This window comes from uncultured Slackia sp., from assembly GCF_944321625.1.
Classification (GTDB): Bacteria; Actinomycetota; Coriobacteriia; order Coriobacteriales; family Eggerthellaceae; genus Slackia.
In genome coordinates this window covers 1-26546 of record NZ_CALUMA010000059.1, presented here as the reverse complement: position 1 = coordinate 26546, position 26546 = coordinate 1, and the positions used below count along the sequence as shown (strand labels likewise).

The window sequence follows — 26546 nt, the reverse complement described above, 5'->3', positions numbered from 1 at the left end:
GCATCGCGCATATGCTGAGCGATTTGGACGTGCAGCCCTGGCAGATTCTGGCCATCACGTTCACCAACAAGGCCGCCGCCGAGATGCGCGAACGCCTCGGCCGCCTGGTGGGGCCCGCCGCGCGCGGCATGTGGGTTTCCACGTTCCACAGCATGTGCGTGCGTATTCTGCGCGTGGATTGCGAACGTCTGGGCTTCGACAAGGGCTTCACCATCTACGACGATGACGATTCCAAGCGCCTGGTCAAAGAAATTATGGCCGAGCTGGACATCGACCCCAAGCGTTTTCCCATCCAGAACATCCGCAGCCGCATCTCGCAGGCCAAAAACGAGCTCATCGTGCCGGGCGATTTCGCCAAAGACGCGCGCGACCCCGGAGCCAAGGTGGCGGCCCGCGTATACGAGAAGCTGCAGCAGCGCCTGAAGGCCGCCAACGCGTTCGACTTCGATGACCTGCTCGTGTACACGTGGCTTCTGCTGAAGAACCACCCCGACGTGCTGGAGGCCTACCAGGATCGCTTTCGCTACATTCTGGTGGACGAGTATCAGGACACCAACCACGCGCAGTATGAGATCTGCCGTATGCTCGCCGCCAAGAACAAGAACATCATGGTCGTAGGCGACGACGACCAGTCCATCTACAGCTGGCGCGGCGCCGACATCCGCAACATCCTGGAGTTCGAGCAGGATTACCCCAACGCGCACACCGTTAAGCTGGAGGAAAACTATCGCTCCACGGGCAACATTCTGTCTGCCGCCAACGCCGTGGTGGCAAACAACATCCATCGCAAGAAGAAGCGCCTGTACACCCAGGCGGGCGAAGGCGAAAAGATCAACGTGTACATGGCCGCTGATGAGCGCGACGAAGGCCGCTGGATCGCGGCGGAGATCGAGCATCAGCGCGCCGAAGGCATCCCGTACGATCAGATTGCCGTGTTCTATCGCACCAACGCGCAGAGCCGTTCGCTCGAAGATATGCTTCTGCGCGCGGGTGTGCCGTACCGCATCGTGGGCGGCACGCGATTCTTCGACCGCGCAGAGATCCGCGACGTGATGGCGTACCTCACGCTGCTGGTGAACCCCGCTGACGATATCGCTGCCAAACGCGTGATCAACACGCCCCGCCGCGGCATCGGCAAAACCACCATCGAGTATATCGAGAGCGCCGCGCGCCAGGCCAACATGCCGTTCATGATGGCGGCAGAGCTGTGCGTGGCCGACGACCATCTGCAGATGCGCGCCCGCACGGCGCTGGGGGCGTTCGTGAGCCTGATCGAAGAGGCGCGCAGCTACGGCGGCGACCTGCGCAAGGTGATCGAGGCCGTGATCGACAAAAGCGGGCTCATCGCGGCGCTGCAGGCTGAAAACACCGATGAGGCGCGTGGGCGCATAGAAAACATCAAGGAATTCTTGTCCGTTGTGGATGAGTATGTGGAAAGCCACCGCGACAACGACGAGGATGCGTTCATCGAAGTCGTCGGCACCGGCGGGGAAGAGCCTGCGGGGGAGACCTTCGGGGATTCCGGCACGGGCCAGGGTCAGCTGCCGATGACCACGCTGGTCGCAAGCGACGGCGAGGGCTCGTTCGGCGCGTCCGGCTCCGAGGGGCTGGCGGCCATTCGCACGCTTTCGCCGTATTCGCTGGCTGACTTCATCGAATGGGTGCGCCTGCGAACCGATCTCGACGCCGCCGAGGCGGAGGACGGCCAGGCGGTCACGCTCATGACCGTGCATTCCTCCAAGGGCTTGGAGTTCGACTGCGTGTTCGTGGCGGGCATGGAGGAGACCTTGTTCCCGCACAGCAACTCCGCGCATGACGAGGCGGGTCTTGAGGAGGAGCGTCGTCTGGCCTACGTCGCCATTACGCGCGCCCGCAAGAAGCTGTATCTGACGTGCGCACAAACCCGCAAGATCTTCGGCGATACGGTGGCCAACCCCGCGTCGCGATTCGTGGGCGAGATTCCCTCCGAGCTGCGCCGCACCATCGGACTGGGAAGCTCCGGCTTCTCGGGCACGGGTTGGGAGAAGCGCGGCAGCCGTCGCGGCATCTCTGGCAGCGGCACCGAGGCGGGCGGCGGTCGCGTGTTCGGCCAGTCGAGCGCCGGTGGCAGCCGTCCTCGTAATGCGGGTCGTGCGGCGGGTTCGTCGTTCGCCGATTTCATGGGCGGTGCGAGCTCACGCGGCACTTCGGGTTCGTGCGGCGGGTCCGGCGCATCGCGTTCGGGCTCATCGCTTGGCTCGTCCGGCGTGCGCACCAACCCCAACGCCGGCAAGAAGGCGGCGGCCAACATGACGTTCGCCGTGGGCGATACCGTGGACCACAAGACGTTCGGCAAGGGCAAGGTCATCAAGGTGGACGGCGACCTGCTGCACGTTCACTTCGCCAAGACCGGCAAGACCAAGAAGCTGCTCAAGGACTACGCACCCATCGTGAAGATCAACTAAACAGAAAGGCCCGACGTGAGTCGGGTCTTTCTGCGTTGAGATTGGTTGGCTCTGGGTCGTTTCGCCTACAAACGCCTTAACATTCCCAGCGTTTGCTCGATCCATGATTGTGCGCCAACGAGGCGATAGCCTGTGAATCCGGCTTTTTCGAGGATGTTTCGGATGCGCTGTGGCGCAATCTCGAGGTTGACCAGCTCGCCGAAGCGAACTCCTCGTGCGGCAATATCACGTGCGTGGTCCCAATAGGTTCCCGTAGGACCAAATGTCGTGGCGAAGGCGGCAGGCTCTGCTACGGCATCCGCTACCATGCGTTCGGTGTCTTCGTAAAAGAGCGAGCGTCCATTGTCATAGAGCGGATAAAACGACTCGCCATTGCCGGTCACCTTTACGGCGATGTTTGACAGATGCCGGTCGTCCTGTCGCGTGACAAAATCGAATGCAATCATGCGGTAGAAATCGTCGGCGTACTGCGGGCGAACGGCGAGCAAATTGTCTAGCTCGTTCTCGCCACGCTGCCCATCAAACAGGCGGCGCATATGAACCACATATTCGTTTGTGACGTCGTACATGAATTCCGAGAATACCGAATCGTCATCGAAGCGACGCGCGGGGCAGCAGGGGACGCCCATTTCCTGCGCCAATAGAAAGGCGGCGATTTCCGATTCGACATCGGTGGTCAGGGGGCTGATGCGTCGCTTCACAATCCCGTACTTACCGTCGAAGGCTCCGTAGCGTTTCACGTTGAATCCCTCTGGCGTATTCACACTGTCACCTTGGGCATCAATGCGCTGGAGAAATATTGACTCGAATACATCGGTGAGCGCATCTTCAAAACGGTCGGATTTCGCATGGGCCAACCACAACTCGTCTTTGGCGTTCACGGCATGGGTGGCATCGGCAATCTTGAAGATGTCATATTCGGAAAGCCCGCACCTGAATAGGATGCGTTCGATGTCGCGCCGCGAAGGGCTAGGAATACGCTCGGCAAGGAATTCGGCGAATTGGGCGGGTGTCCATGAAGAGGCGCCGTGCGTATACAGCGAAACGGTAGAGTTGTAGCGAGGCTCGGTGAAGGTGACCGACCAGTCATCGATTACAACGCCAATCACGTCATCGTGCCATTTGAGATATCGGAACGCTTCCGCCATCGCCACACCTCCTTACCAGCTTTTGCGTACAGTATACGCGAAATGCATCGGACCGCCTGGTTGCGGGCGGTCCGACTGAAATCATGTTGTCTTCGATGCTGCGCGAGCCCATTAGCACTTTCCGCAGAAGGCGCAGGCGGCAGGTGTTGCGGCCAGGCCGCCCAGGGCGCTTTCGCGCAGCTCGAAGGGGAGCGCGCAGCCCACGCGGCGCATTGCCTCCACCGTCTGGTCGAAATCCACCAGGTTGTCGATGCCGGCGAGTGCGATCTGCGCAGCCACGATGGCGTTGGCCACACCGGTCGCGTTGCGCTTCTGGCACGGCGCCTCCACCAAGCCCGCGATGGGGTCGCACACCAGGCCCATGAGGCCGGTGAGCGCGTTCGATGCGGCGGCGAGGCACTGGCGCGGCGTGCCGCCCAAAAGCTCGCAAGCGGCGCTCGCGGCCATGGCGCTCGCGGCGCCCACCTCGGCCTGGCAGCCGCCCTCGGCGCCCGACACGGTGGCGTTGCGCGTGATCAGATACCCGATTGCTGCGGCATTGGCCAGCGCGCGCTCCAGGCGTTCGTCGTCGAAGCCGTGCGTGTCCTGACACGCCAGCAGCATGGCGGGCAGCACGCCGGATGATCCAGCGGTGGGGGCCGCCACGATGCAGCCCATAGAAGCGTTGGTCTCGAGCACCGGCATCGCGTAGGTGGTGGCGCGCGCCAGATGCGGGTTCGCGAGCCCCGTCTTCTCGATGGCGGCAAGCTTCTGCGCCTCGCCGCCGATGAGCCCGCCCATAGAGGGCTGCGGCGCATCCAGTGGGCGCGTGGCGGAGGTGCGCATTACGTCCAGCACGCGGTGGAGGTAGTGCTTCGTGTCGTCCACGGCGATGTCCTGGGCGGCGAGCAGGCAGCGCTCGCGTCGGCAGATGGCATCGGATATGGGCAGGCCCTCCGCCTCGCAATACGCCAAAAGTTCGGCGCCGCTTGCGAAGTCGAGCGACTCCAGCATCTCTTCGGCCTCGGCGACGCTCATGTTCGCGCCGAACCCCTGTGCCTCGGCTCCTTCGGCACGTACGGGCGCTCCGGTCTCGCTTGCGCGGTCGCTTTCCACCACGCGCACGTCAAGGATGTCGGCATGGCGCGCAACGGCGGCCGCCAGCGCCTCAGGGATTTCGTCGTCGGTCTGCATGATGGTGTAGGCGATGTCGCCCTTCTTTTTGCGGAACAGGCGTGTGGTGGCGATGTTCACGTCAAACACGTTCAGGCACGTGGCGATGTGCGCCAACACGCCGCGGCGGTCGTACTGCTTGACCACGATGCTGTGGTATTCGCCGGTCAGGCTCACGTCGATGCCGTTGAGGCGGCTGATTACGGCAGCGCCGCCGCCGATGCTCTCGCCGCGCATGGATGTGGTGCCGCCCGCTGCGTCCACCACCTCGATGTCCACGGTGTTGGGGTGGTTGATGTCGGAATCGTCGTCGCAGGGGGTAAACGCAAAGGAGAGCCCCGCCTTCTCGGCCAGTGCGAACGAGTCGCGAATGCGCTCGTCGTCGGGCTCCATTCCCAGCATGCCGGCCACAAGCGCGCGATCGGTGCCGTGGCCTTGGTAGGTGTGGGCGAAACTGCCGTAGAGCGTGAAGACGGCGCGCACGGGCTCTGCGGAAAGCAGACGACGGCACATGCGTGCGATGCGCAGGGCGCCGGCGGTGTGGCTGCTCGAGGGGCCGATCATCACCGGGCCGATGATGTCGCGGATGCTCAAAGACTTCATGGGCGAATTCCTTCCGTCCAGTCCATTCGGGTGCATGTTTGGCATGCTCGCCGCTTGCGCCAGCAATCATGCCGATGTGCATGGTACACTTATTCGTCGCAAAAATGAGACACGAGTCAAGGAGGAACATCGATGACTTCGCCGATTCTGGTGTTTGGTCACAAGAATCCCGACAACGACGCAATTTCCGCCGCTGTGGGCTATGCCTATCTGAAAAACGAGCTTGCCCGCAAATGCGGCGAGAACGTGACGTATGAGGCGTGTCGCCTGGGCGGGCTTCCGCCCGAGACCGAGTGGATTCTGGGCGAGAACGGCATCGAGGCGCCCCGTCTGATCGACCACGTGGGCGAGGGCGATAAGGTCATCCTGGTCGACCACAACGAGGCCCTGCAGTCCGCCGACGGCCTGGATAGCGCCGAAATCGTGGAGATTGTGGACCATCATCGCATCGGCGGCCTGGTCACCGCAAATCCCATTCGCTTCAACAACATGCCCATCGGCTCCACTGCGGCCATCGTTGCGCGCGAGTTCGAGATCCAGGGCGTCGAGCTTCCCAAGCACATCGCCGCCGTGCTGCTGGGCGCCATGCTCACCGACACCGTGATCATGAAATCTCCCACCACCACGCCGCTTGACTGCGAAATCATCGAGCGCACTGCCAAGATCGTGGGCGTTGACCCGGTGGAATACGGCATGTCCATCTTCAAGTGCCGCAGCAACCCCGCCGAGATGCCGGTTGAAAAGATCATCGGCGCCGACGCCAAGGAGTTCCCTCTGGCCGATGGCTCCACGGTGTTCATCGTGGCGTTCGAGACGGTGGATCTTCAGGCGGTCATGGATCGCGAGCAGGAGATTCGCGAGGCCATGCGCGCCGTTGTCGCCGACAAGGGCTACAAGTTCATGCTGCTCATGGCAACCGACATCCTCGCCGAGGGCAGCAACTTCATCTGCGAGGGCGACTGCGAGCTGGTGAACCGCGTCTTCGACATCGACGTGGAGGGCAAGGCGGTTTGGATGCCCGGCGTCCTTTCCCGCAAAAAGCAGGTTGCGGCTCCTATCCTTGCTGCGAAATAATTCGCATGTCGAATTAAGATATTGATGCGGAGGCGGTCTTGCGGGCCGCCTCTTTTGTATCGCGACGTAGTATCCTTGGAAAACCGCACATTTTCGAGCGCAGGAGGCGCATCATGCATAAGATTGGCTTCATCGGCTGCGGCAACATGGGCCGCGCCATCATCAAGGGCATCGTGACGTCGGGCGTGTGCGAGCCGGGCGACATCATCGCCTCCGCCCATACGCAGGCAACCATCGATGCCGCGCACGAGCAGTTCGGCATCGATGTCACGCTGGATAACACGCAGGCCGCCCAGGCCGAGATCGTGGTGCTGGCGGTCAAGCCCTACATGTTCGACGAGGTTGTGCCGCAGATCGCACCCGCACTGCCCGAGGGCGTGATCCTGGTTTCCATCGCGCCTGCCAAGACGCTCGCGTGGCTTGCCGAGACCGCCGGCGTGGCCAAGGTGGTGCGTCTCATGCCCAACACGCCCGCCGCGGTGGGCGAGGGCATGACCTCCGTGGTGCCCAATGACGCCTGCACCCAGGAGGATATCGAACGCGTGCTGGCCATCGTCAACTCCTTCGGCAAAAGCGAGTTCATCCCTGAGAAGCTGATCGATGCCGGCAGCGCCGTTGCCGGTTGCGCGCCCGCGTTCTTCTATATGTTCATCGAGGCCATGGCCGATGCCGCCGTGCTCGAAGGCATGCCGCGCGCGCAGGCGTACCGCTTTGCCGCCCAGGCGGCGGTGGGCTCGGGCAAGATGGTGCTCGAATCGGGCCAGCATCCCGGCGCGCTCAAGGATGCCGTGTGCTCTCCGGGCGGCACGACCATCGAAGGCGTGCGCACGCTGGAGGAGATGGGCATGCGCGGCGCAGTGATCGATGCGCTGATGGCTACCGTGGACAAGGCGCAGAGCCTCTAGGCCGTTCTGGAGCGTGACGGACGTCTATGACCTACGAAAGCGATGAGAGAAAAAGAAAAGCACGGGAGCGCCTCAACCCCGACGACCCGTTGCGCGATCTGACCGACGACCCGCGCGACGCTGCTCGCAGGAGGCTTGAACGCCGTCTTGCCTCGCGCTCCGGCGTTCAAGGCGAGGGCGGGCTTTCGCAGGCGCGCCCTGATGGCGCCTCGCATCGGGCGGAACCGCCCGCAGGCAGGCAAAGGGGCGTCTCGCGCGATGCCTCCGACAGCGATCTTCCCGCATCGGTCGACCACGCCGATCTTTTGGGGGAGGGCACCGATTCGCGCGGGCATCGATCCTCTCGCCGCTCCCGGTCTTCGTCGCATTCCTCTCGTTTGGCCTCGATGCTGGGCGGTTTCATCAGCCTGCCGCGACCTTTCATCATCGGGGCCGGCGTCGTGGTGCTGGTGCTGCTTTTCGTGCTCATCGGCGCGGTTGAGCGCTCATGCTCGGGGCCTGAAACGGCGACCCCTGTTCAGACGGAGCCCACGCAGGAGGCTTCGGCCGAGCAGGAGCAGGCCGAACCTCAGGTTGAGCAGGCCGATCTTTCCAAGCTCCCATCGAGCCTTTCGCAGGATATGGCAGATAAGCTGGCAGACATGGCGTCAACTGACGAGCGGGTGGCGCACATCATCAATACCATTGGCGAGGCACTCGGCGACGAGGGCGAGGCCGAGCAGGTCAAGATGCTCGAGCTGGCGGCTGACGATCCCGAGGCCATAGACTTTGTGGCCGGCATGGCGGATCATTTCCCTTCCGATGCGGGCGAGGCGTTTGACGGCGAGATTACTAAGGGCGAGATTCCCCTGCTCATGCAGTGGGACGAGCGCTGGGGCTATACCACCTACTGCGGTTCGTCGTTTGCCTCGGCGGGCTGCTGCCCCACGTCGTTCTCCATGGTGTACATGGGGCTCACCGGCAAGACCGATATGACGCCTTACGATATGGGTCAGCTCGCCACCGAGGATGGATACGCCGTGGATTACCAGGGCACCGTGGGCTCGTTCCTCATCGATGAAGCGCCCGGCCTGGGGCTTCAGTGCGAGCCGTTCTATCCCGATGCCGGGGCGGACGTGCTCACGTCGTATCTCCAGAGCGGCTATGTGGTCATTTGCAACGTGGGTGCGGGCGACTTCACCGATGGCGGCCACTTCTTCGTGATTACGGGTAAGGATGGCGACGGCAAGCTCACCATCAACGACCCGTATTCCTCGGTGCGCAGCGCCCAGACGTGGGATGCGGACACAATCCTCAACCAGACGATCGCGCTCTACGCTTTTAAGGCCGCATAGAGCATTGTCTTGACGTCTGAACCGTTTTGGCCGGCTTTCGCGAGGGCCTAAAGCCGAGCGGAGCTTGACGGTGCCGGGGTGGCCAGCTGATTGCACTGCTTGTCCACAAGAAGCCAATTGATGCCATGGCAGGTGAGGGCGGCCAAGAGCTCCGCCGCTTCGTTCGGGTCGACCGATTTGTTGTCTCTGATCCATTGGCGGTAAAAACCAAGGGCGGTCGAACGAATAAAGCTCAGCACAAGCTCCGATTTGCCGTAGGACACATAGGGCAAATCTTCAAAGGGGTTTCCCGCCGATGCGTAACGGTCCATTTGATGACGGTACAGCTTATCGCCAAAATCGTCGAAATATGCCGGGGTGCAGATTAGACGCTCGATTGCTGGCGGCTGTTGCGCAAGGTAGAGGAAGAATCGAATCGCGTGGCCGGCAATATCCTCGGGCGCTTCGGGTGTCGTCTCGTAATTATCAAAATAGTCGTCGAGGATTCGTTCGAGCTCTTCCGAATAGAGCGCTTCTATAGAATCATAGTGCAAATAGAACGTTTTCCGGTTGATTCCGGCGCGTTCCGCCAATTCTTTTACCGTGATGCGCTTGGCCCCTTCGTTCACCATTTCATGAAAAGCCTGCTGAATGGCACGCCGTGTGCGCTCTACGCGCAGGTCATTCATTTTCTCCGCTTTCTCTGCCATCGTTTCTCCTTCGAAATTCGGGCGATGGTGCTCTTGGCAAATTACCAGTTTTGCGAACGTGTGGCGTAAGCCTCGCTTCTAAAACACTGGCAAGTGCATCTCGATGGTGCCCTTCATACACTCTACCTGCGAGTTTAACGCATCCTTGACGCCCGGGTACCCATGGATGCGTTGCAATCCGACACAATCGAAGGGGGAACAATGGCACAAGCCAATGAATGGCATCGCGGCATCAGCCGTCGCGGATTCCTCAAGGGTGCCGCCGGAGTTGCAGGCCTTGCAGGAGTCGGCGCTATGGCGACCACGGGCGAGTGGCTCGCCCCGGCGCAGGCGGATGAAGGGGCCGCAAGCGAGCGGACCGCATTCACCTATCACAACGAACACTGCCTGTGCAACTGCATGCTCAAATGCACAGTGCGTGACGGTCGCCTGAGCGTGATCGAGCCCAGGCCAAACGAGGACAACCGCTTCCACAACGTGTGCCTGAAAGGCATCTCGGAAATTCAGCACATCTACGGCGATGCGCGCCTGCAATCGCCCATGAAGCGCGTGGGCGAGCGTGGCAGCGGCGAGTTCGAGGCCATTGCCTGGGATGAAGCGTTCCAGATGATCGCGGATGAATTCAAGAAATGCCAGGATTCCTATGGCAAAGACTCCCTGTGGATTCAGTATTCCACCGAGGCGTCGCAGCGCTTCACGCCGTTGCTTGCGCCGCTTCTGGGCGCGCAGGCGGGCGGCATGAACGGCTACGACATGGGCCAGGGCAACGGCCAGGGTCAGGCGTTCGGCTGGGACGGCATGTTCGCCAAGAACACCATCTGGGAGTGGCCGCAGGCCAAGACGGTTCTGCTCGTCAACTGCAACATGCTTGAGACGGGCATGATGTGGTCGCGTGCGTTCTTCGACGCGCAGAAGGCGGGCACCAAGATGATCTGCTTCGATCCGCGCTTCAGCGCCACGGCGTCCAAGTCCGACGAATGGGTGAATCTCAAGCCCGGTACCGATCCTGCGATGTTCCTCGCGTTCGCCAAGCACATCGTGGACAACGAGCTCTACAGTGTTGACCATCTGCTGGCGCACACCTCGTTCCCGTTCCTCATCGATGCCCAGACGGGCGAGGTACTGGGCGAGATGCGCGATTCCGTGGACGCAACCACAGGCGAGCCCACGCAGGTCAAGGCTCCGTACGTGTGGGACGAAGAAGCGGGACGTGCTGTGCCTTTCGACACCGAAGGCGTGCATGCCGCGCTCGAAGGCTCTTTTGAGGTTGACGGCCGCGCTTGCGTGACGGAATTCACGCGCCTCAAAGAAGACCTTGCGGAGTATACGCTTGAGTGGGCGGAGGGCGTCACCGGCGTTGCCGCCGACACCATCGCGCGCATCGCCGAGGAATACGCCGAGGGGCCCTCGGTCATCTGCAACGGCGTGGGCGGCGTCGATAAGATCGGCAATAACGATGTGGCCGGTCACGCGTATGCCCTGTGCGCATCGCTCACCGACAACTACGGCAAGCGCGGCACGGGATGCGGCATCTACGCTTACCACGTTACGCCCTACAACGCCATGATGGGCGCGTGGCCGCTGCCCGAAGGCGCGGGCGCGGCTCCTTCCCCCATGGGCTTCTACGATATGGTTCAGAAGGCTGACAACGTGCACGCCGCCATGTTCTTTGGCGACATTCCCACGCAGAAGGCGGCCAATTGGGCCAAGACGCGCGAATGGCTTGAGTCGCTCGACTTCGTATGCGTTGCCGACATCTATCAGAGTTCCGTTTGCGACTACGTCGACCTGGTTCTTCCCGTGTGCTCCAAGTTCGAATGCCAGGACGAAGTGGGCGGCGTGAAGAACGCCAATGGCTATATTCTGCAGAACCAGAAGATTCTCGATCCGCTGTTTGAGGCGAAATCGGACTTCTACATCGAAAAGGGCATCGCCGATGCCATGGGCATGGGGAATCTCTATCCCGAAAACGGCGAGGAGTTTGCCCGCGCGCTGCTCACCTCCGAAGATCCCCAGATGGCCGGCATCACGCTCGAGAAGCTTTTCGAGGAGGACGGCGCCGTCAAACTGGTGGGCACCGAAGACCCGCTGGGCCCCGAGGTGGGCTACGAGCTTGCCACGCCTTCGGGCCGTCAGGAGCCGTATTACGAGAACATGATCGAGTGGGGTCAGGCGTTCCCCCAATGGGAGGAGCCCAACGAGATTTACGCCGACAACCCGCTGCGTGATAAATATCCGCTTGCGTTCACGCAAAGCCGTTCGCGCTTCCGCGTGCATTCGACCTACTCGGGCGCCGCATGGATTCAGCAGCTTTACGAACCGCACATCGAGCTCAATCCCGTCGAGGCATCCTCTCGCGGTCTTGCCGATGGCGACCAGGTGGAGGTGTTCAATGACCGCGGCAGCTTCACCACCAAGCTTCGTCTGAACGAGGCCATCCAGCCTGGCACTGCGTATATGGCCGAAAGCACGTATGCAAGCCAATTGGGCGGCACGCTGATGCAGAGCGTATCCAACGATCAGCTCAACGAGCGCGGCTACGCTTTGCCGTACGGCCCTATGATTCCGTTCAACGACACCCTCATCGAGATCAAGAAAGCCGGTGAATAGGCAATGACGAAACTCGCCATCGCAATCGATCTGCATCGCTGCATCGGCTGCAACACTTGCGCGCTCGCATGCAAGATGCAGAACAACGTGCCTGACGGCATGCTGTGGAACCGCGTGCTCACCGAAAACTGCGACATCTATGATGGCGCGGAGGGCATCTATCCCAACCTTACGCGCACCTATCTGCCGCTTGCGTGCCAGCACTGCGAGAACGCAGCGTGCCAGCGCGTGTGCCCCACGGGGGCGACCTATAAAGATGACAAGGGTCGCATCGAAATCGACTACGACAAATGCATCGGCTGCCGTATGTGCATGGCCGCCTGCCCCTACAACGCCCGTGTGTTCAACTGGAACGAGCCGGTTCGCTCGACTGGTTTCAACTACGGTGATGCTCGTGTGCCCGTTCGTCACAAGGGCGTGATGGAAAAGTGCACGCTGTGCAAAGAGCGCACCGACGCCGGGGAGGAGCCGCGCTGCGTGCAGTGCTGCCCGACCGATGCCCGCATCTTCGGCGATCTGGACGATCCGAATTCCGAGATTTCGGTCGCCATCCGCGAGCATGGCGGCTACGTGCTGCTTGAGGAAAAGGGCACGAAGCCCCAGGTCCACTACTTTGAGTCGTAAGGGGAAGGGTTATGAGCAAAGCTAAAATCGCCTACGGCGTGCTGGGCGTGGTGACGCTCATCGGCATCGCCACCTGGATCTATCAGTTGATGGGCGGCCTGGGCGTTACGGGCATGAACAACTCCAACTCGTGGGGCCTCTACATCATTTGCTTCATGTTCATGGTGGGCCTTTCCGCTGGCGGCCTGATTGTGGCTTCCTCGGCGAGCGTGTTCCACGTGACCGAGTATAAGAAGGTGGCGCTTCCCGCGGTCATCCTCTCCACGGTGTGCATCTGCATGGCAGGCATGTTCGTGCTGATCGACCTCGGCGGAATCCAGCGTGTGTGGCGCATCATTACGGGGCCCAATCCCGCCTCGCCACTGTTCTGGGACATCTGCATCATCACATGCTACCTGATCATCAACATCGTGTATCTGTACTTCATGACGTCGAAGAAGCCCGGCGCGCAGGACAAGGTCGCCATCGTGAGCCGCTTCGCTCTGCCTGTTGCCATCCTGGTGCACAGCGTGACCGCGTGGATCTTTGGTCTGCAGATCGCTAAAGAGGGGTGGTACTCGGCCATCATGGCGCCGATCTTCGTGGCATCGGCCATGGACTCTGGTCTGGCAATGCTGTTGATCGCACTTGCTGCGCTGCGCCGTGCGGGCGTGTTCGAAGTCGAGCAGAAGCTCTTCAGCAGCCTGGCGGGCCTGCTCGCCACCTGCATCGCGGTGGATGCGTACTTCATCGGCTGCGAGGTGCTGACCATGGCATACCCCGGCGCCGAGGGCGCGCAGACGCTCGCGCTCATGACGAGCGGACCCACTGCACCCTTCTTCTGGTTCGAGATCGTGTGTGGTCTGGCCATTCCGTTCTGCATCCTGGTGTTCTCGCGTAATCGTCAGAAGACCGGTCTGGTGCTCTTCGCAAGCGCGCTGGTGGTGCTCGGCGTGTTCTGCAAGCGCTGCTGGCTGCTTCTGACCTCGTTCTTCGAGCCCAACATCTCCGGCGCAAACGGAATCACGTTGGGTACGCAGGCGGCCCAGCAGAGCGGTGCCAACATCTGGACGCTCACCGGCACCTATGCGCCCACCTGGCCTGAAATCGTCATCGTGATCGCCGTGTTCGCCCTGGGTGTGCTTGCCTTCATGGTGATGTGCTCGAAGCTTCTGCCCAAGCGATAGCGACAGTTTAGAGGCGCGGTGCAATTCGCATCGTCTTGCTCAATGGATTTGAGGCCCGCCGATAGGTTCGGCGGGCCTTTCGATAGGAGGGCAATCCCATGTCTCTCGATTATGAAATCGCTTCGCAAGCATTCGCCTTCTTGGGAAATTCGCTGCTGGCGCCCATGTCGCAGACTTCTCCCGCCGGGCTTTTACCGGAATTTTGGGAGGAATTTCCTGATTTCGACAATAAGGAAGTAGGCGACGCGATTGAAGGATGCCTTGAGTTCGCCCGCGAGGCGCATCGTCGCGAGGGGGCGGGGGAGAACATGGTCGAGCGCGTTTCCGTCGAGTACACGCGCCTCTTTATGGGTCCGCCTCGTCCCGCTGCCGCTCCTTGGGAAACAGCGTATCGGGGCGCCCAGGGTGCTGATGGGTTCGTCGGGTTCGGCGAGGCGACGGTGGCGATGCGCCGTACGCTCGCAAATCTCGGGCTTGAGGTTCGCAATCAAAACAATCAGTATGCCGACCACATGGGCATCGAACTTTTGTGTCTGTCCGCGATGCTGGGACGTGTCGAAGGCGGAGATTGCGAGGCTGCCGACATCCTGGATTTCATTTCGGAGCGACCGCTATCCTGGTGCGATGACTTTGCTGCAAAGGTATCGGGTGCGATGCCCGGGGGCTATTTCTCGTCACTGGTCAACCTCGTGTCGGCGATGCTCCACATGTTTGAGGAAGAGCTTGGAGAGGATTTCCGCGACTAAGCACGGCCGCCTCCTGGGTTCTTCATGCCGCTTTCTGACGCATGCGTCCGTTGCGCGTGCAACTTGTGGTACAGTACCTCCTCTTTTTGTCTTTGACGACGGGCGCCGTGTTGCGCCTGCTTAGATCGCTAGAGGTGCATAACCATGAAGAAGATTGTTACGAGCCTGCCGTTTATCCTTTTGGTGTCGGTTGTTCTGGGCATCCTTGTGGGCCTGGTTGCCAACGAGGCGTTCATGAACGTCGTGGTCACGGTCAAATACGTGCTGGGACAGCTCATCAACTTCTGCGTGCCGCTTCTCTTTCTCGCTATCGATTCTTCCAGACGGGCTCGCGTTTTTCGGCGAAGGCCCTCTCGCCTTCCCTGGAGTCTTCGGTTCGCTTGATTGCCGCATCGAAGTCAGCCATCATGCGCCAGCCGTCGGTGGCGGGCAGGAAGCTCTTGTCCATGCAGTCGTACAAAGCGAGCTTGGTCATGCGAATGGCAATGGGGCCGTTTTTGGCGATGCGCTCCGCCAGTTCGATGGCGCGGTCAACCAGCTCTTCGGCGGGAACCACATGGTTCACAAGCCCCCATTCAAGGGCGGTTTGCGCGTCTATCGCATCTCCCGTGAGCACCAGTTCCATCGCTCGCTTGGTATACATGGAGCGTCCCATGCGAAGCAGCGCGCCGCCTCCGGTGGCAAGCAGGCTGTGCTTGATTTCGGGGAATCCAATCTTGCCGTCATCGCTGATAAGCGCGAGGTCGGCGGCCACAACCATCTCGGCTCCGCCGCCCACTGCGATGCCGTTCACGGCGGCTATGACGGGTTTCGACACGTAGTGGCGCGTCATGCCCGCAAAGCCCCAGTCCTCGCGTCCGCGCGGCGGGTGGTATTCGCCGCGTGCAAGCTCCTTGAGGTCGGTGCCCGAGCAGAAGCACTTGCCGGTGTTGGTGATAACCATGACGGCGAGGCTATCGTCGCGGTCGAAATCGTCGATCGCATCGCACAACTCTTCCCACATCTTTGAGTTGAGGGCGTTGCGCACCTCCGGGCGGTTCAGCGTGAGCAAAAGCACATTTCCCCGCGTTTCGACGATGATGGTTTCGTACGACATAGCTTCTCCTGTCTGCCTGTTTGCCGGCAGCTTGGCCTCGGGATGCATCGCGCGATCCGAATAATTCGAAGGGCGTGTCGCATGCCGGAAAGACGAGGTCATAAGCGTGTCGGCACCGTCCGCCTTGCATAGGGCGCCAGTGCCATGGTACTTCATTTTGCGTCATGTTACGCAGCGCATTTTGCTGCGAGGACTGCTACAATGGAGGTGGAAATCATGGCACGAGGAAAGTGAGGCCGCCATGAAGTACAAGAACATTCTGGTTCCGTACGACCGTTCCGAATCCGCTCATCATGCGTTGGCCACGGCGCTTGCGATGGCCAACGAGACCGAGGGCGCCAAAGTGACGATTTTCTTCGCGACTCCGGTGCCTGAGTTCGAGTCCTCCCAGTTCATGATCGCCGAAAGGATGTCGGGGGCAATCCGTTCGTCCCGCGAGGAGCTTGCCCATATGCAGGATGAGTACATCAAGTACGAGCGCGGCCTGCTCACGAAGGACCTGGGCGACATCATGAACCTGGACAACGTGGAGGTTGCCATGGGCCAGGGCAAGCCCAGCAAGGCCATCCTTGATTACGCCGAGGAGCACAAGGTCGATCTGATCGTCATGGGCTGCCGCGGCCTCAACGCCGTCGCCGGCATGCTGGGCAGCGTGAGCTACGCCGTTCTGCGCAACGCCGAATGCCCGGTGCTTATCGAGAAGTAGGCGCGCTCGAGAAGGCTGCGTTCGAATGGCAATGCTCGAGAGGGATGCGCTCTAAAGAGACGCGCCCCGCTTAGCGCAAACGTCAGGACCCTGGATTTCCGGGGTCCTGTTTTTGTATACGCCCCCGATTCCGCCTGTCGAGCATCTATAATAATAAGTTACGGAAAAACGCTAATACCTCGAGGCAGGTTCATTCTTATGACGACGATTACAAAAGAGCAGGTGGCGCGTGCGGTCTATGACGCCATTCCCCGCATTGCGTGCGTGCTGCCGTGCGATGTGCGCGCGGCGCTTGAGGATGCTCAGGCCGCGGAAGGCGACACCCGCGGTGCCGTGGTGCTGGGGCATCTGCTGGAAAACGCCGATATAGCGGAGCGTGACCACGTGCCCATCTGCCAGGATACCGGCACTGTTTGGGTATGCCTGGAGGCGGGGCCCGATGTGTCCGTGCCGGGCGACGTGTTCGCCTGCGTGGATGACGCCGTGGCGCGCGCCTACACCGAGGCGCGTCTGCGCAAGAGCGTGGTGCGCGATGCCCTGGTCGACCGCGCCAACACCGGCGACAATACGCCGGCTTTCACCGATATCCACTTCGTGGACACGCCGGGTGCGCGCGTGCATGTGCTGCTCAAAGGCGGCGGATCCGACAACGCTTCGCGCGTGACTATGCTTACGCCGGGCGCGGGCCGCGAGGGCATCATCGCCGAGGTCATGGATTGCGTGGCGCACAAGGCGGCGAACGCCTGCCCGCCGCTCGTAATCGGCATCGGCGTGGGCGGCACGTTCGACAAGGTTGCCGGCATGGCGAAATCCGCCTTGCTGCGCGAGGTCGGCACCCCCGCTGCGGATCATCGCGTAGCCGAGTTCGAGCGCGAACTGCTGGACAAGGTGAACGCGTCCGGCATGGGACCGGGCGCTTTGGGCGGCAAGACTTTGGCGCTCGCCGTGCACGTGAATACGGCGCCGTGCCATATCGCCGCGCTGCCGCTTGCCATCAACATGGGGTGCTCCGCCATGCGTCGCGCCACCGTGGAGCTCGATGTTGCTGCGTCCGTCGCATGGCCGCCGGCCGAGGAGCCGGGGGAGAGTGCGAGCGATGCGGCCGCATGTGCCGAGACCTCCTGCGAGGAGGACGCGCACGAGATGGGTTCGTCCGCGCATGAAGCCGCTCCCATCAAGCTGACGCTTCCGTTGGATAAGACCGAGCTCGCCAAGCTCAAGGCGGGCGATGCCTGCGTGCTGACGGGTGAGATGTACATGCTGCGTGACGCGGGCCACATCCGCCTGCTGGAGGAGCTTGAGGCGCAGGGCGCGCTTCCGTATGGCCTGGACGGTGCGACCATCTTCTATGCCGGCCCGACGCCTGCTGCCGCCGGCCGTCCGTTTGGCGCCGTGGGGCCCACCACGGCTTCGCGCATGGACTTCGCCGCGCCCGCGCTCTATCGTGCCGGCGTGGTCGCTACGGTGGGCAAGGGCGTGCGCTCGGCGGATGTCGCTGAGGCATGCCAAGAAACCGGATCGGTGTACTTTGTGGCAACCGGCGGAGCGGCGGCGCTTCTGGCGCAGCGCGTGGAATCGGGCGAAGTCGTTGCCTACGACGACTTGGGCACCGAAGCTCTGCGCCGTATAACCGTGAGCGATTTCCCCGTATTCGTGGGGTTGGATACGCGGGGAGGAAATGTATATGACCTGCAATAATGCGGGGGAGCCGCAGAAGGGCGTGTTCGTCACGTTCGAAGGCGGCGAAGGGGCCGGCAAAACCACGCATATCCGCTTTTTGGCGCACACGCTTGAGGCCATGGGCCGCGAGGTGCTTTGCCTGCGCGAGCCGGGAGGTACGTCCATCGGCGAACAGCTGCGCGCCGTGGTGCTTGACCCCCAGAATGATGCTATGTCCGACGAATGCGAGCTCATGATCTATCTGGCGGCTCGCGCTCAGTTGGTGTCGCAGGTCATCAAGCCGGCGCTCGAGCGCGGCGCGGTGGTTCTGTGCGACCGGTTCTTCGATTCGACGATGGCATACCAGGGCTATGGCCGCGGCCTTGACCGCGATCTGGTGCGCCGCGCCAACGATTTCGCCTGCCAGGGCATCCGTCCCGATCGCACCATCTTGCTGGTGCCTCCTTCGGCGCGCGCCGGTCTGGCCCGTGCGACCACCGAAGGCGCCGACCGCCTGGAATCCGCCGGTGATGCGTTCCACGAGCGTGTGAACGCCGCTTTTGCCCAGATGGCGTCCGAGGAGCCCGCGCGCATCCGCACGGTGCATTCCGCATCCAAGAAATCCGACACCTCGCGTGCCGTGTTCGCGGAGCTGGCCGATCTGTTTCCCCAGTTCGAGGAGCTTCTTGCTGACCCAGCGTTCTTCGCATCGCTGGATAAGAAGAAAGAAGGCGCGTCCGTGAAAGAAGGCGACGCCTGATGGCCGATGTGTTCGAATGCGTGGTGGGGCAGCCCAAGGTGCGCGAGTTTCTGCGCGCCTGCGTGTCGCAGGATCGCGTGAGCCATGCCTACCTGTTTACCGGCCCCGCTGGCTCCAACAAGACGCTCGCCGCCTTCGCATTTGCGCGCGCCATATTATGTCCGCACGATCCGTGCGCCTCTTGCGACGGCTGCACTAACGGGTCCTGTTCGCAGATTATGCGACAGGTCCATCCCGACGTGCATTACCTTGCGCCCGAGGGCGCGCAGGGCTACGTGGTGGACCAGATTCGCGAGGTGGTGGCAGATTCGTCGCTGGCGCCCATCCAGGGCAAGCGCAAGGTGTATATCATCGACCGCGTCGACCTGCTGGGCACCTCCGCGGCGAACGCATTCCTCAAAACGCTGGAGGAGCCGCCGGCCGACGTGGTGCTTATCCTTCTGGGGCGCACGCGCGAAAGCGTGCTGCCTACCATCGTGTCGCGCTGCCAGGTGGTGCCGTTTCGCCATATTCCGCCCAGCGAGGCGGCGGGTATCGTGGTGCAGAACACCGGATGCACGCTGCCCGAGGCGCGCATCGCTATCGAGGCCAGCGGCGGGTCGCTTTCCAAGGCGGCGGAGTTCCTTCGCTCGAGCGAGCGCGGGCAGTTCAGGGGCAAGGTGCTGCGAAGCCTGGCCTCGCTTGTGCGTGCCGACGATCTGGACGTTCTCGAATACGCGAGCGAAATCGTGCTGGCGTCCAAGGCGCCGCTCGATGCGGTGCGCCGCGAGCAGGAGCGCGTGATGGAGGAGCGCGCCGAATTCCTGCAGAAATCGGCGTTGCGCACGCTCGAAACGCGCCACAAACGCGCGCTTTCGAACGCGTCGCTGGAGCTTCTGCACCAGATGACGTCGGTAGTGCGTTCGTGGTTGCGTGACGTGGCGGCCGTATGCGCGGGCACGCCCGAGCTCATCCTCAACGTGGATGCCGCCGACGCCATCCGCGACGCCGCCAGCTACACGTCGCTTGAGCGTGTGTGGAGGGCTTATGAGTGCGCGGAGGCAGCAGACGCGGCCATCTCGTATAATGTGTCTCCTCAAACGACTATCGAAGCAATGCTTTTTGAGATAAGAGAGGTACTGTATGCCCAGCGTCGCCCCGGTAAGGCTGACCTATAACCCTAAAATTCTTTGGTTCGACCCCAAAGACCTTGATATCCATCGCGGCGACGCGCTTATCGTGAAGACGGAGCGCGGCCAGGAATACGGCGTCGCCGAAGAGGACATCAAAGAGGTTGACGAGACCGCCATCGCTAAGCTGAAAAGCCCGCTCAAGCCCGTCATCCGCAAGGCGACCGACGAGGACAAGCGCACGTGGGAAGAAACCAAGAACGCGGCCGCCGAGGCGCTGCCCGTGTTCAAGGAGATGGTGGCCGAGCAAGGCCTTGACATGCATCCCGTCACCGTGGAGTTCCTGTTCGACGGCGACAAGGCGGTGTTCTACTTCGAGGCGGAGGAGCGCGTCGACTTCCGCGAACTGGTGCGCGCTTTGGCGTCGCGCTTCCATAAGCGCATCGACATGCGCCAGATCGGCGTGCGCGACGAGGCCCGCATCGTGGGAGGCTTCGGCCATTGCGGCCAGGAGCTGTGCTGCAAGCGTTTGGGCGGGGAATTCAATCCTGTGTCCATCCGTATGGCCAAAGACCAGGACCTCTCGCTCAACCCACAGAAGATCTCGGGCGTGTGCGGGCGCCTCATGTGCTGTTTGCGCTACGAGGCGGATGCCTACAAGGAGTTCAAGGGCCGCTGCCCCAAGGTCAATTCCATGATCTCCACCCCCGAAGGCGATGCCAAGGTCGTGGAGATTAACGTGCCGCGCGAGACGGTGACTATCGACCATGAGGGTAAGCGCATCAAGATTCCCGTGTCCGAGATGGACATCGACCCCAAGACCGGCAAGCCCGGCTCGGTCACGCAGGACGTGCTGGACGAGTACGCCAACCGCAACAACGCCGGCGCCTCGATGATCGAGTCGCTGGTGAGTCCCATCTTCACCGGCACCGACAAGCTGGCCGACAAGCCTGTCGCGCGCAGGTCGGGCGGCACTTCGCGCCGTTCGCAGCAGAAGGACCGCAGCAGGGCAGAGGAAGAGGCGCAGAAGAAGCCCACGCGTCGCAGGCGCAACCGTTCCGGCCGCACGTCGGACGAGGGCGCTGCGCAGAACGCTTCGCAGGAGAAGACCGCCCAGCGCCGCGACTCTTCGTCCAAGAAGAGCGGTAAATCGAGCCAGCAGCAGCCGAGCAGACGTTCAAACCGCCAGCAGCAGGGCGCATCTCAGCAGGGTAAGCAGCAGGAATCCCGCCGCAATCGCGGGTCGGTGCGTCCCGGCCAGCGTTCCTCGGGGCTTTCCGCTACCGCCAAGAAGGGCTCTGCGCCCGCGCCCCGCAAAGAACGTCCCGCTCAGCAGCAGACGTCCGAGCACCGCAAATCGCGTCGCCGCAGCCACAAGGCCCAAGGCGGAGAAACGCGCCAAGACTAGCAATCCACGCCGCCGCGCCTTAGGTGCGGCGGTTCCTTATAAGGAGGTAATACGATGGGCCAATCGATGGCAACTTCGGATAAGGAGCGCCCCACGCTTGCATACGCGCTGCTCACCGACCTGTATCAGCTCACTATGGCACAGGGCTATTGGGCATGCGGCAAGACCGACGAAGAGGCGTGCTTCCATATGTTCTTCCGTGAGACCCCGTTCAAGGGCGGCTTCGCGGTGGCATGCGGCACCTCTCAGCTCGCCGAGATGATCGACGGGTTCCACTTTTCCGAAGATGACCTGGCATATCTGGCCGGGCTTGACGCTCCGGGCGGCGGCAAACTGTTCGACCCGGCGTTTCTTGAGTACCTGCGCGATCTGCGCCTGACGGTGGACGTCGATGCCGTGCGCGAAGGCACCACGGTGTTTCCAATGGAGCCCATCGTGCGCGTGGTCGGTCCCATCATGCAATGCCAGCTGCTTGAGACGGCGCTTCTGAACTGCGTGAACTTTCAGACGCTCATCGCCACCAAGGCAGCGCGCGTGTGCCTGGCGGCCCAAGCGCCCGTTGCGGAATTCGGTCTGCGTCGTGCGCAAGGCGCGGGCGGGTCGCTGTGGGCGAGCCGTGCCGCCATCGTGGGCGGTTGCGCCTCGACGTCCAACGTCATGGCGGGCAAGATGTTCGACCTGCCTGTCTCGGGCACGCACGCCCACTCGTGGGTCATGGCGTTCGACGACGAACTCACGGCGTTTCGCGAGTACGCGCGCATCTTCCCCAAGAATTGCGTGCTGCTGGTGGATACCTACGACGTCAAACAGGGCATCGAGAACGCGATTACGGTAGGGTTGGAGATGCGTGAGGCGGGCGAGCATCTGTCCGGCATCCGTATCGATTCGGGCGACCTTGCCTGGCTCGCACGCTACGCCCGCGAGCGCCTGGACGCGGCGGGCCTCACCGATTGCGGCATCGTGCTGTCCAACGACCTGGATGAGCACACCATCGCCTCCATCCGTGCGCAGGGCGCCCAGGTGAATTCGTGGGGCGTGGGTACCAAGTTGGCCTGCGCGTACGACCAGCCGTCATTGGGCGGCGTGTACAAGCTTTCCGCCACGCGCATGCCGGGCGACGCTGCATGGACGGGGCGTTTGAAGGTGTCGGAGCAGTCCGCTAAGCTCACGCTTCCCGGTGTGCTGGACGTCCGCCGCTACGTATGGGAGAACGGCAAGCTTGCAGGCGACATGGTGTTCGACGTGAACGAGCCCATCAACGACGAAGGCGTGATCGTCGACCCCACCGACATTCTGCGCCAGAAGCGACTGGGCGCGCTGTCGTGCCGCACGCTGCTCGCGCCTCTTGCGCGCGGCGGCGTGTCGGTGCTTTCCGCCGACGAGCGCAGCGCCACGGCGGCGCGCGAGCGCACCATGGCGGGTCTGGAAGAGCTTGACGAATCCCAGAAGCGCTTGCTCAATCCTCATTCGTATCCCGTGGGTCTGGAGGAGGGCCTGTGGCATCGCCGCGCGCGCATGGCTTCTGAGCTGCGCGGATGCCGCGGCGTCATCTAGCCGTGCCATTCTGTGTGCTCTGGCGCAGCGGTGCGAATATCGCAAGAAGTCGCATGGCGGCGTAGCTGCGCCGTGTTATGGGGTACAATGGATTGAATGTTTCAGCGTATAGAAGCGGAGGATCCAATGGTCAAGCTTCTCACCGATTCCGTTGCGTCTCTGCCCAATGAGGTGGCAGCATCCGAGGATATCGAGGTGGTATCCCTCTATATCAACGAGCCCCAGGGCGAGTTCGCCGACACCATGGATGCCACCGCCGGCTTCTACGACAGGCTTCCGTCGCTGGTGGACTGCCTGCCTACGTCGTCGCAGCCGTCTCAGCATACGCTCGAGGGCATCTTCGAGCGCGCTGCCCGGGCTGGCGAAGAGGTGCTGGGCGTATTCATTTCCTCGGGGCTTTCGGGCACGTTCGACGGCGCCGTGCGTGCCGCCCGTGCCGTGAAGGCGCACAACATCGATTTCCGCGCCATTCTGATCGATTCGGCATCCGCCGGATATGACGAGGCGTATGCGATTCTCGAGGCGGCACGCGCCAGCCGCGCGGGCAAAACGCTCGAGCAGTGCGCGAACGCCGCATGCGACGCCATCATGCGCTCGCGTTTCCTGTTCGCGCCTGAAAGCTTGACCTATTTGCAGAAGGGCGGCCGCATCGGCGGCGCGAAGGCCTTGCTGGGCAATCTGGTAAAGCTCGCGCCTGTGCTTACGGTGCGCGATGGCAGCCCGGTGGACATCGCCAAGGTTCGCACCCAGAAAAAGGTTCTTGCCGCCATGTTCGAGCGCTTTAAGGCCGACGTGGAGAGCAACGGTCTCGCCGAGGTGATGATTCACTACATCGGCCAACCCGATAAGGCGCGTGCGTGGGCGCGTGAGACGATCGAGCCGTATCTGGGACATGAGGTTGCCGTGCAGCCGGTAAGTCCTGTAGTGGGTTTGCACGTGGGCCCCGCGGCAGGCATCGCGTATCGCTGCGAGCGTCCGCTCGAAGGAAAAATCACCGGCGACATTTCGTCGCTTTTCGCCTACGTATAAGGCAAACGGGGTTCTTCGGAGCCCCGCTCTTCGTTTTTCATGAGGCACTGCCGTGCCTTGCCAAAAGACATCAACCGTCGATTCCCAGAGAAAGGAACCCCTCCCATGACGGCCAAATGCAATCTTATTATCGACTCGTGTTGCGACCTGCCGTTTTCGGTCGTCGACCGCGAAGGCGTGACGCTTGTCGAGTTTCCGTTCCTCTTCGGCGACGAGGAGCATCTGGATGACCTGTACCAGACGATGACGCCCAAGGATTTCTACGGGCGCATGCGTGCGGGCGAAGAGCCCACGACGGCGCAGGTGTCGGTGCCCACGTACACCAAGGCATTCACCGAGGCTGCCGAAAGTGGTGTGCCCACGGTGTACCTGTGCTTCTCGTCGGGGCTGTCGGGCAGCTACGACGTCTCGCTCATGGTGCAGGAGCAGATCAAGGAGCAGTATCCCGATTTCGAGTTCTACATCGTGGACACGCGTCTTGCCAGCGTGGCGGAGGCTCTGCTGGTGTATGAGGCGTTGCGCCAGCGCGAGAAGGGCCTTTCGGCGTCCGAGCTTGCCGCCTGGGCTGAAGAGGCGCGCAACTACGTGAACGCGCTGTTCATGGTGGACGATCTGGAATCGCTGCGCCGCGGCGGCCGTATTCCCGATTCCGTGGCCTACGCCGGCGCCAAGCTGGACGTGAAGCCCCTGCTCACCATCGGTGCCGACGGGCGCCTGACGCTCAAGGGCGTGGCGCGCGGACGCAAGAAGGGCATCAAGCAGCTGGCGGATTACTACGCCACGCGCGCCGCGAAGGATGCGCCGTCCAACTGCGTCGTCACCGGCAATGCCGATTGTCCCAAGGATGTCGAGCGTCTGCACGATGCGGTGGCGAAGGAAGACGAGGGCGTGCTGTTCCTGGACAGCAGCGTGGGACCCGTCATCGGCAGCCATGTGGGGCCGGGCATGATCGCCGTCGTGTTCTGGGGCAAAGACCGCCGCGAAGACCTCTCGGTGGCCGACCGCATCGCCCGCAAGGTCAAAGGCGAATAGGCTCGTATGAATCCTGATGAAATTACCCGGTTGCTTTCACATTGCACGTTGTGCCCGCGGGCGTGCGGGGCTAATCGTGCGGCGGGGGAGCGCGGGGTGTGCGGGGCGGACGACCGGGTGCTGGTTGCCCGCGCCGCCCTGCATTTCTGGGAAGAGCCTCCCATTTCAGGTGAGGCGGGCAGCGGCACGGTGTTTTTCTCCAACTGCCCGCTGCATTGCGTCTACTGCCAGAACGCGCCCATCGCCAACGGACGCGTGGGCGCGTCGGTGTCGGTGCGGCGTTTGGCGCGCATTTTCTTGGAGTTGCAGGAGCAAGGCGCTCTTAATATCAATCTGGTCACGGCGACCCACTACGTGCCGCATGTGCTGGTCGCGCTGCCGCTGGCGCGAGAGGCGGGTCTTTCCATCCCCGTCGTGTACAACACCTCGGACTATGAGACGCCTGAAACCATTGCCCTGCTTGACGGCGTTGTGGATACCTACCTGACGGATTTTCGCTATATGAGCCCGTCGGTGGCGCAGGCGTATTCCAAAGCGCCCGACTATCCGCAGGTCGCGCGCGCGGCACTGGCGGCTATGGCGAAGCAAGACGCCGCCATCATCGTGCGTATCCTGCTTTTGCCCGGTCATCTGGATGAGGCAAAGGCCGCGGTGCTGTATCTGCATGAGACGTACGGCGACCGCGTGCGTTTGAGCATGATGAGCCAGTACACGCCCGTGGGCGAGCATCCCAAGCATCCTGAACTTGATCGCCGCGTGACGCCGGAAGAATTCGAAGAGTTGCTCGACTTCGCCGACTTCATCGGGTGCGACGATTACTTCTGGCAAGAGGGGGATGCTGCCGAAGAGAGCTTCATCCCCGACTTCCTAAGCCTGGAAGGCGTAGAAGGCCCGGAGTTGTAGCGGCCTCTGCCTATTGGGACGAAACAAAACGCGATTCAGTGCAGTTTTTCGTTGGTCCGCACGATAGAGAAGACAGCCGACTAGTATTTTGCCTGCTCAGTGCGTTGTGAATTACTCTCTTCATATCGAAGAGTCAGAAAACTGCACCGAATCGCATTCTTTTGCGGCCTGCGCAGTCTTGTGGGCGAAAGCGCTGTGCCTTGCGTACGCTCAGGCGCGTATGTTTGCCAACCTGTTTTGCGCAAAGTGGCAGCATGGTTTCAGCTGGCTAACTGTTGCCCTTACAATGGTGCCGATGTGGTAGGGTGAATGCAGGTAATTCGCCCGCACCCCCAACCGGAAAGAGGTGTCATCATGGGTCTTTTCTCGATGAGCGGAAAGCGTAAGAAGCACGGCTACTACGGTGACGGCAACTATTATGCGCCCAAGCAAGGCGGCCTGGGCGGCATGCTCGGCGGCATGATGATGGGCTCGAGCGCCCGCAAGCGCCAGGGCTATTACGGATCGATGTCCAGCTCGGCCCGCAAGCGCTACGGCTACGGGCAGCCCCCGATGCAGCAGGGCTACGTGCAGCCTCCCGTCCAGCAGGCGCCGGTGCAGCATGCGCCTCAGGTGCAGGCGGCAGGTGCCACGGCGTGCCCCTCGTGCGGCGCCCAGGTTCCAGTCGGCTCCAAATTCTGCCTCTCGTGCGGCAAACAGCTCGGCGGCGGCTTTTGCGGGCAGTGCGGCTCACCTGTGCCTCCCGGGTCCAAGTTCTGCGGTAACTGCGGCGCGCCTCAGTAGTGTGCGACAATC

At 62.1% G+C, this 26546-nt stretch carries 22 protein-coding genes; 18 read left to right on the top strand and 4 right to left on the bottom strand.

The features are described from left to right. Nucleotides 1–2444: ATP-dependent helicase (locus Q0J60_RS05690; RefSeq protein ID WP_294439387.1), on the top strand; the 2444-nt coding region annotated here is incomplete at its 5' end. A 65-nt stretch (nt 2445–2509) separates the two neighbouring features. On the opposite strand, the gene Q0J60_RS05685 is transcribed toward Q0J60_RS05690, so the two are convergent. Together Q0J60_RS05685 and sdaAA are read right to left on the bottom strand one after the other, a co-directional pair. Then, nucleotides 2510–3592, bottom strand: a complete 1083-nt coding sequence (locus Q0J60_RS05685; protein ID WP_294439385.1) for a hypothetical protein — start codon at nt 3590–3592, stop codon at nt 2510–2512. A 111-nt stretch (nt 3593–3703) separates the two neighbouring features. Then, nucleotides 3704–5347, bottom strand: coding sequence for an L-serine ammonia-lyase, iron-sulfur-dependent, subunit alpha (gene sdaAA, locus Q0J60_RS05680; RefSeq protein WP_294439383.1), 1644 nt, complete (start codon nt 5345–5347; stop codon nt 3704–3706). A gap of 132 nt (nt 5348–5479) precedes the next feature. On the opposite strand from sdaAA, the gene Q0J60_RS05675 reads away from it, so the two are divergent. From Q0J60_RS05675 to Q0J60_RS05665, 3 genes are all read left to right on the top strand, one after another. After that, complete coding sequence (locus tag Q0J60_RS05675) at nt 5480–6421, top strand: manganese-dependent inorganic pyrophosphatase (RefSeq protein WP_294439382.1); 942 nt, start codon at nt 5480–5482, stop codon at nt 6419–6421. A 113-nt stretch (nt 6422–6534) separates the two neighbouring features. Next, entirely contained in the window at nt 6535–7326 is a 792-nt protein-coding gene (gene proC, locus Q0J60_RS05670; protein ID WP_294439380.1) for a pyrroline-5-carboxylate reductase, read from the top strand. Between the two features lie 26 nt (nt 7327–7352). Beyond that, complete coding sequence (locus tag Q0J60_RS05665) at nt 7353–8660, top strand: C39 family peptidase (RefSeq protein WP_294439378.1); 1308 nt, start codon at nt 7353–7355, stop codon at nt 8658–8660. Between the two features lie 47 nt (nt 8661–8707). On the opposite strand, the gene Q0J60_RS05660 is transcribed toward Q0J60_RS05665, so the two are convergent. Continuing rightward, entirely contained in the window at nt 8708–9349 is a 642-nt protein-coding gene (locus Q0J60_RS05660) for a TetR/AcrR family transcriptional regulator (RefSeq protein WP_294439376.1), read from the bottom strand. 201 nt (nt 9350–9550) lie between these two features. Here Q0J60_RS05660 and Q0J60_RS05655 point away from each other — a divergent pair, with 201 nt between their 5' ends. From Q0J60_RS05655 to Q0J60_RS05640, 4 genes are all read left to right on the top strand, one after another. Then, nucleotides 9551–11959, top strand: a complete 2409-nt coding sequence (locus tag Q0J60_RS05655) for a molybdopterin-dependent oxidoreductase (RefSeq protein ID WP_294439373.1) — start codon at nt 9551–9553, stop codon at nt 11957–11959. Between the two features lie 3 nt (nt 11960–11962). Next, on the top strand, nt 11963–12583 hold the full coding sequence (locus tag Q0J60_RS05650) for a 4Fe-4S dicluster domain-containing protein (RefSeq protein ID WP_273123884.1): 621 nt from the start codon (nt 11963–11965) through the stop codon (nt 12581–12583). Nucleotides 12584–12594: 11 nt separating this feature from the next. Beyond that, nucleotides 12595–13749, top strand: coding sequence for an NrfD/PsrC family molybdoenzyme membrane anchor subunit (gene nrfD / locus Q0J60_RS05645; protein WP_294439366.1), 1155 nt, complete (start codon nt 12595–12597; stop codon nt 13747–13749). Between the two features lie 164 nt (nt 13750–13913). After that, nucleotides 13914–14495: a molecular chaperone gene (locus tag Q0J60_RS05640; protein ID WP_294439364.1), complete on the top strand. Its 582-nt coding sequence runs from the start codon at nt 13914–13916 to the stop codon at nt 14493–14495. Nucleotides 14496–14802: 307 nt separating this feature from the next. Here the strand turns inward: Q0J60_RS05640 and Q0J60_RS05635 are convergent, their stop codons facing one another. Continuing rightward, nucleotides 14803–15591 (bottom strand): enoyl-CoA hydratase/isomerase family protein, encoded by a 789-nt coding sequence (locus tag Q0J60_RS05635; protein ID WP_294439362.1) that lies wholly within the window; start codon nt 15589–15591, stop codon nt 14803–14805. A 241-nt stretch (nt 15592–15832) separates the two neighbouring features. On the opposite strand from Q0J60_RS05635, the gene Q0J60_RS05630 reads away from it, so the two are divergent. The 10 genes from Q0J60_RS05630 to Q0J60_RS05585 all read left to right on the top strand — a co-directional run bounded on the left by Q0J60_RS05630 (nt 15833) and on the right by Q0J60_RS05585 (nt 26534). Beyond that, on the top strand, nt 15833–16297 hold the full coding sequence (locus tag Q0J60_RS05630; protein ID WP_294439359.1) for a universal stress protein: 465 nt from the start codon (nt 15833–15835) through the stop codon (nt 16295–16297). 198 nt (nt 16298–16495) lie between these two features. Then, complete coding sequence (locus tag Q0J60_RS05625; protein ID WP_294439356.1) at nt 16496–17995, top strand: fumarate hydratase; 1500 nt, start codon at nt 16496–16498, stop codon at nt 17993–17995. Further along, nucleotides 17982–18716 (top strand): dTMP kinase, encoded by a 735-nt coding sequence (tmk, locus tag Q0J60_RS05620; protein WP_294439353.1) that lies wholly within the window; start codon nt 17982–17984, stop codon nt 18714–18716. Before Q0J60_RS05625 ends, tmk begins: the two co-directional genes overlap by 14 nt. Continuing rightward, complete coding sequence (locus Q0J60_RS05615) at nt 18716–19873, top strand: DNA polymerase III subunit delta' (RefSeq protein ID WP_294439351.1); 1158 nt, start codon at nt 18716–18718, stop codon at nt 19871–19873. Before tmk ends, Q0J60_RS05615 begins: the two co-directional genes overlap by 1 nt. Then, nucleotides 19839–21233, top strand: coding sequence for a regulatory iron-sulfur-containing complex subunit RicT (gene ricT, locus Q0J60_RS05610; protein WP_294439349.1), 1395 nt, complete (start codon nt 19839–19841; stop codon nt 21231–21233). Before Q0J60_RS05615 ends, ricT begins: the two co-directional genes overlap by 35 nt. A 54-nt stretch (nt 21234–21287) precedes the next feature. Continuing rightward, nucleotides 21288–22787, top strand: coding sequence for a nicotinate phosphoribosyltransferase (locus tag Q0J60_RS05605; protein ID WP_294439348.1), 1500 nt, complete (start codon nt 21288–21290; stop codon nt 22785–22787). A gap of 126 nt (nt 22788–22913) precedes the next feature. Beyond that, complete coding sequence (locus Q0J60_RS05600) at nt 22914–23816, top strand: DegV family protein (protein WP_294439346.1); 903 nt, start codon at nt 22914–22916, stop codon at nt 23814–23816. 105 nt (nt 23817–23921) lie between these two features. Continuing rightward, entirely contained in the window at nt 23922–24848 is a 927-nt protein-coding gene (locus Q0J60_RS05595; protein WP_294439344.1) for a DegV family protein, read from the top strand. A 6-nt stretch (nt 24849–24854) separates the two neighbouring features. Next, the gene (locus Q0J60_RS05590; protein ID WP_294439342.1) at nt 24855–25751 is read left to right on the top strand and encodes a radical SAM protein; all 897 of its coding nucleotides are present in this window, start codon (nt 24855–24857) and stop codon (nt 25749–25751) included. A gap of 354 nt (nt 25752–26105) precedes the next feature. Continuing rightward, complete coding sequence (locus tag Q0J60_RS05585) at nt 26106–26534, top strand: zinc ribbon domain-containing protein (protein ID WP_294439340.1); 429 nt, start codon at nt 26106–26108, stop codon at nt 26532–26534. The last annotated feature ends 12 nt before the right edge of the window (nt 26535–26546 follow it).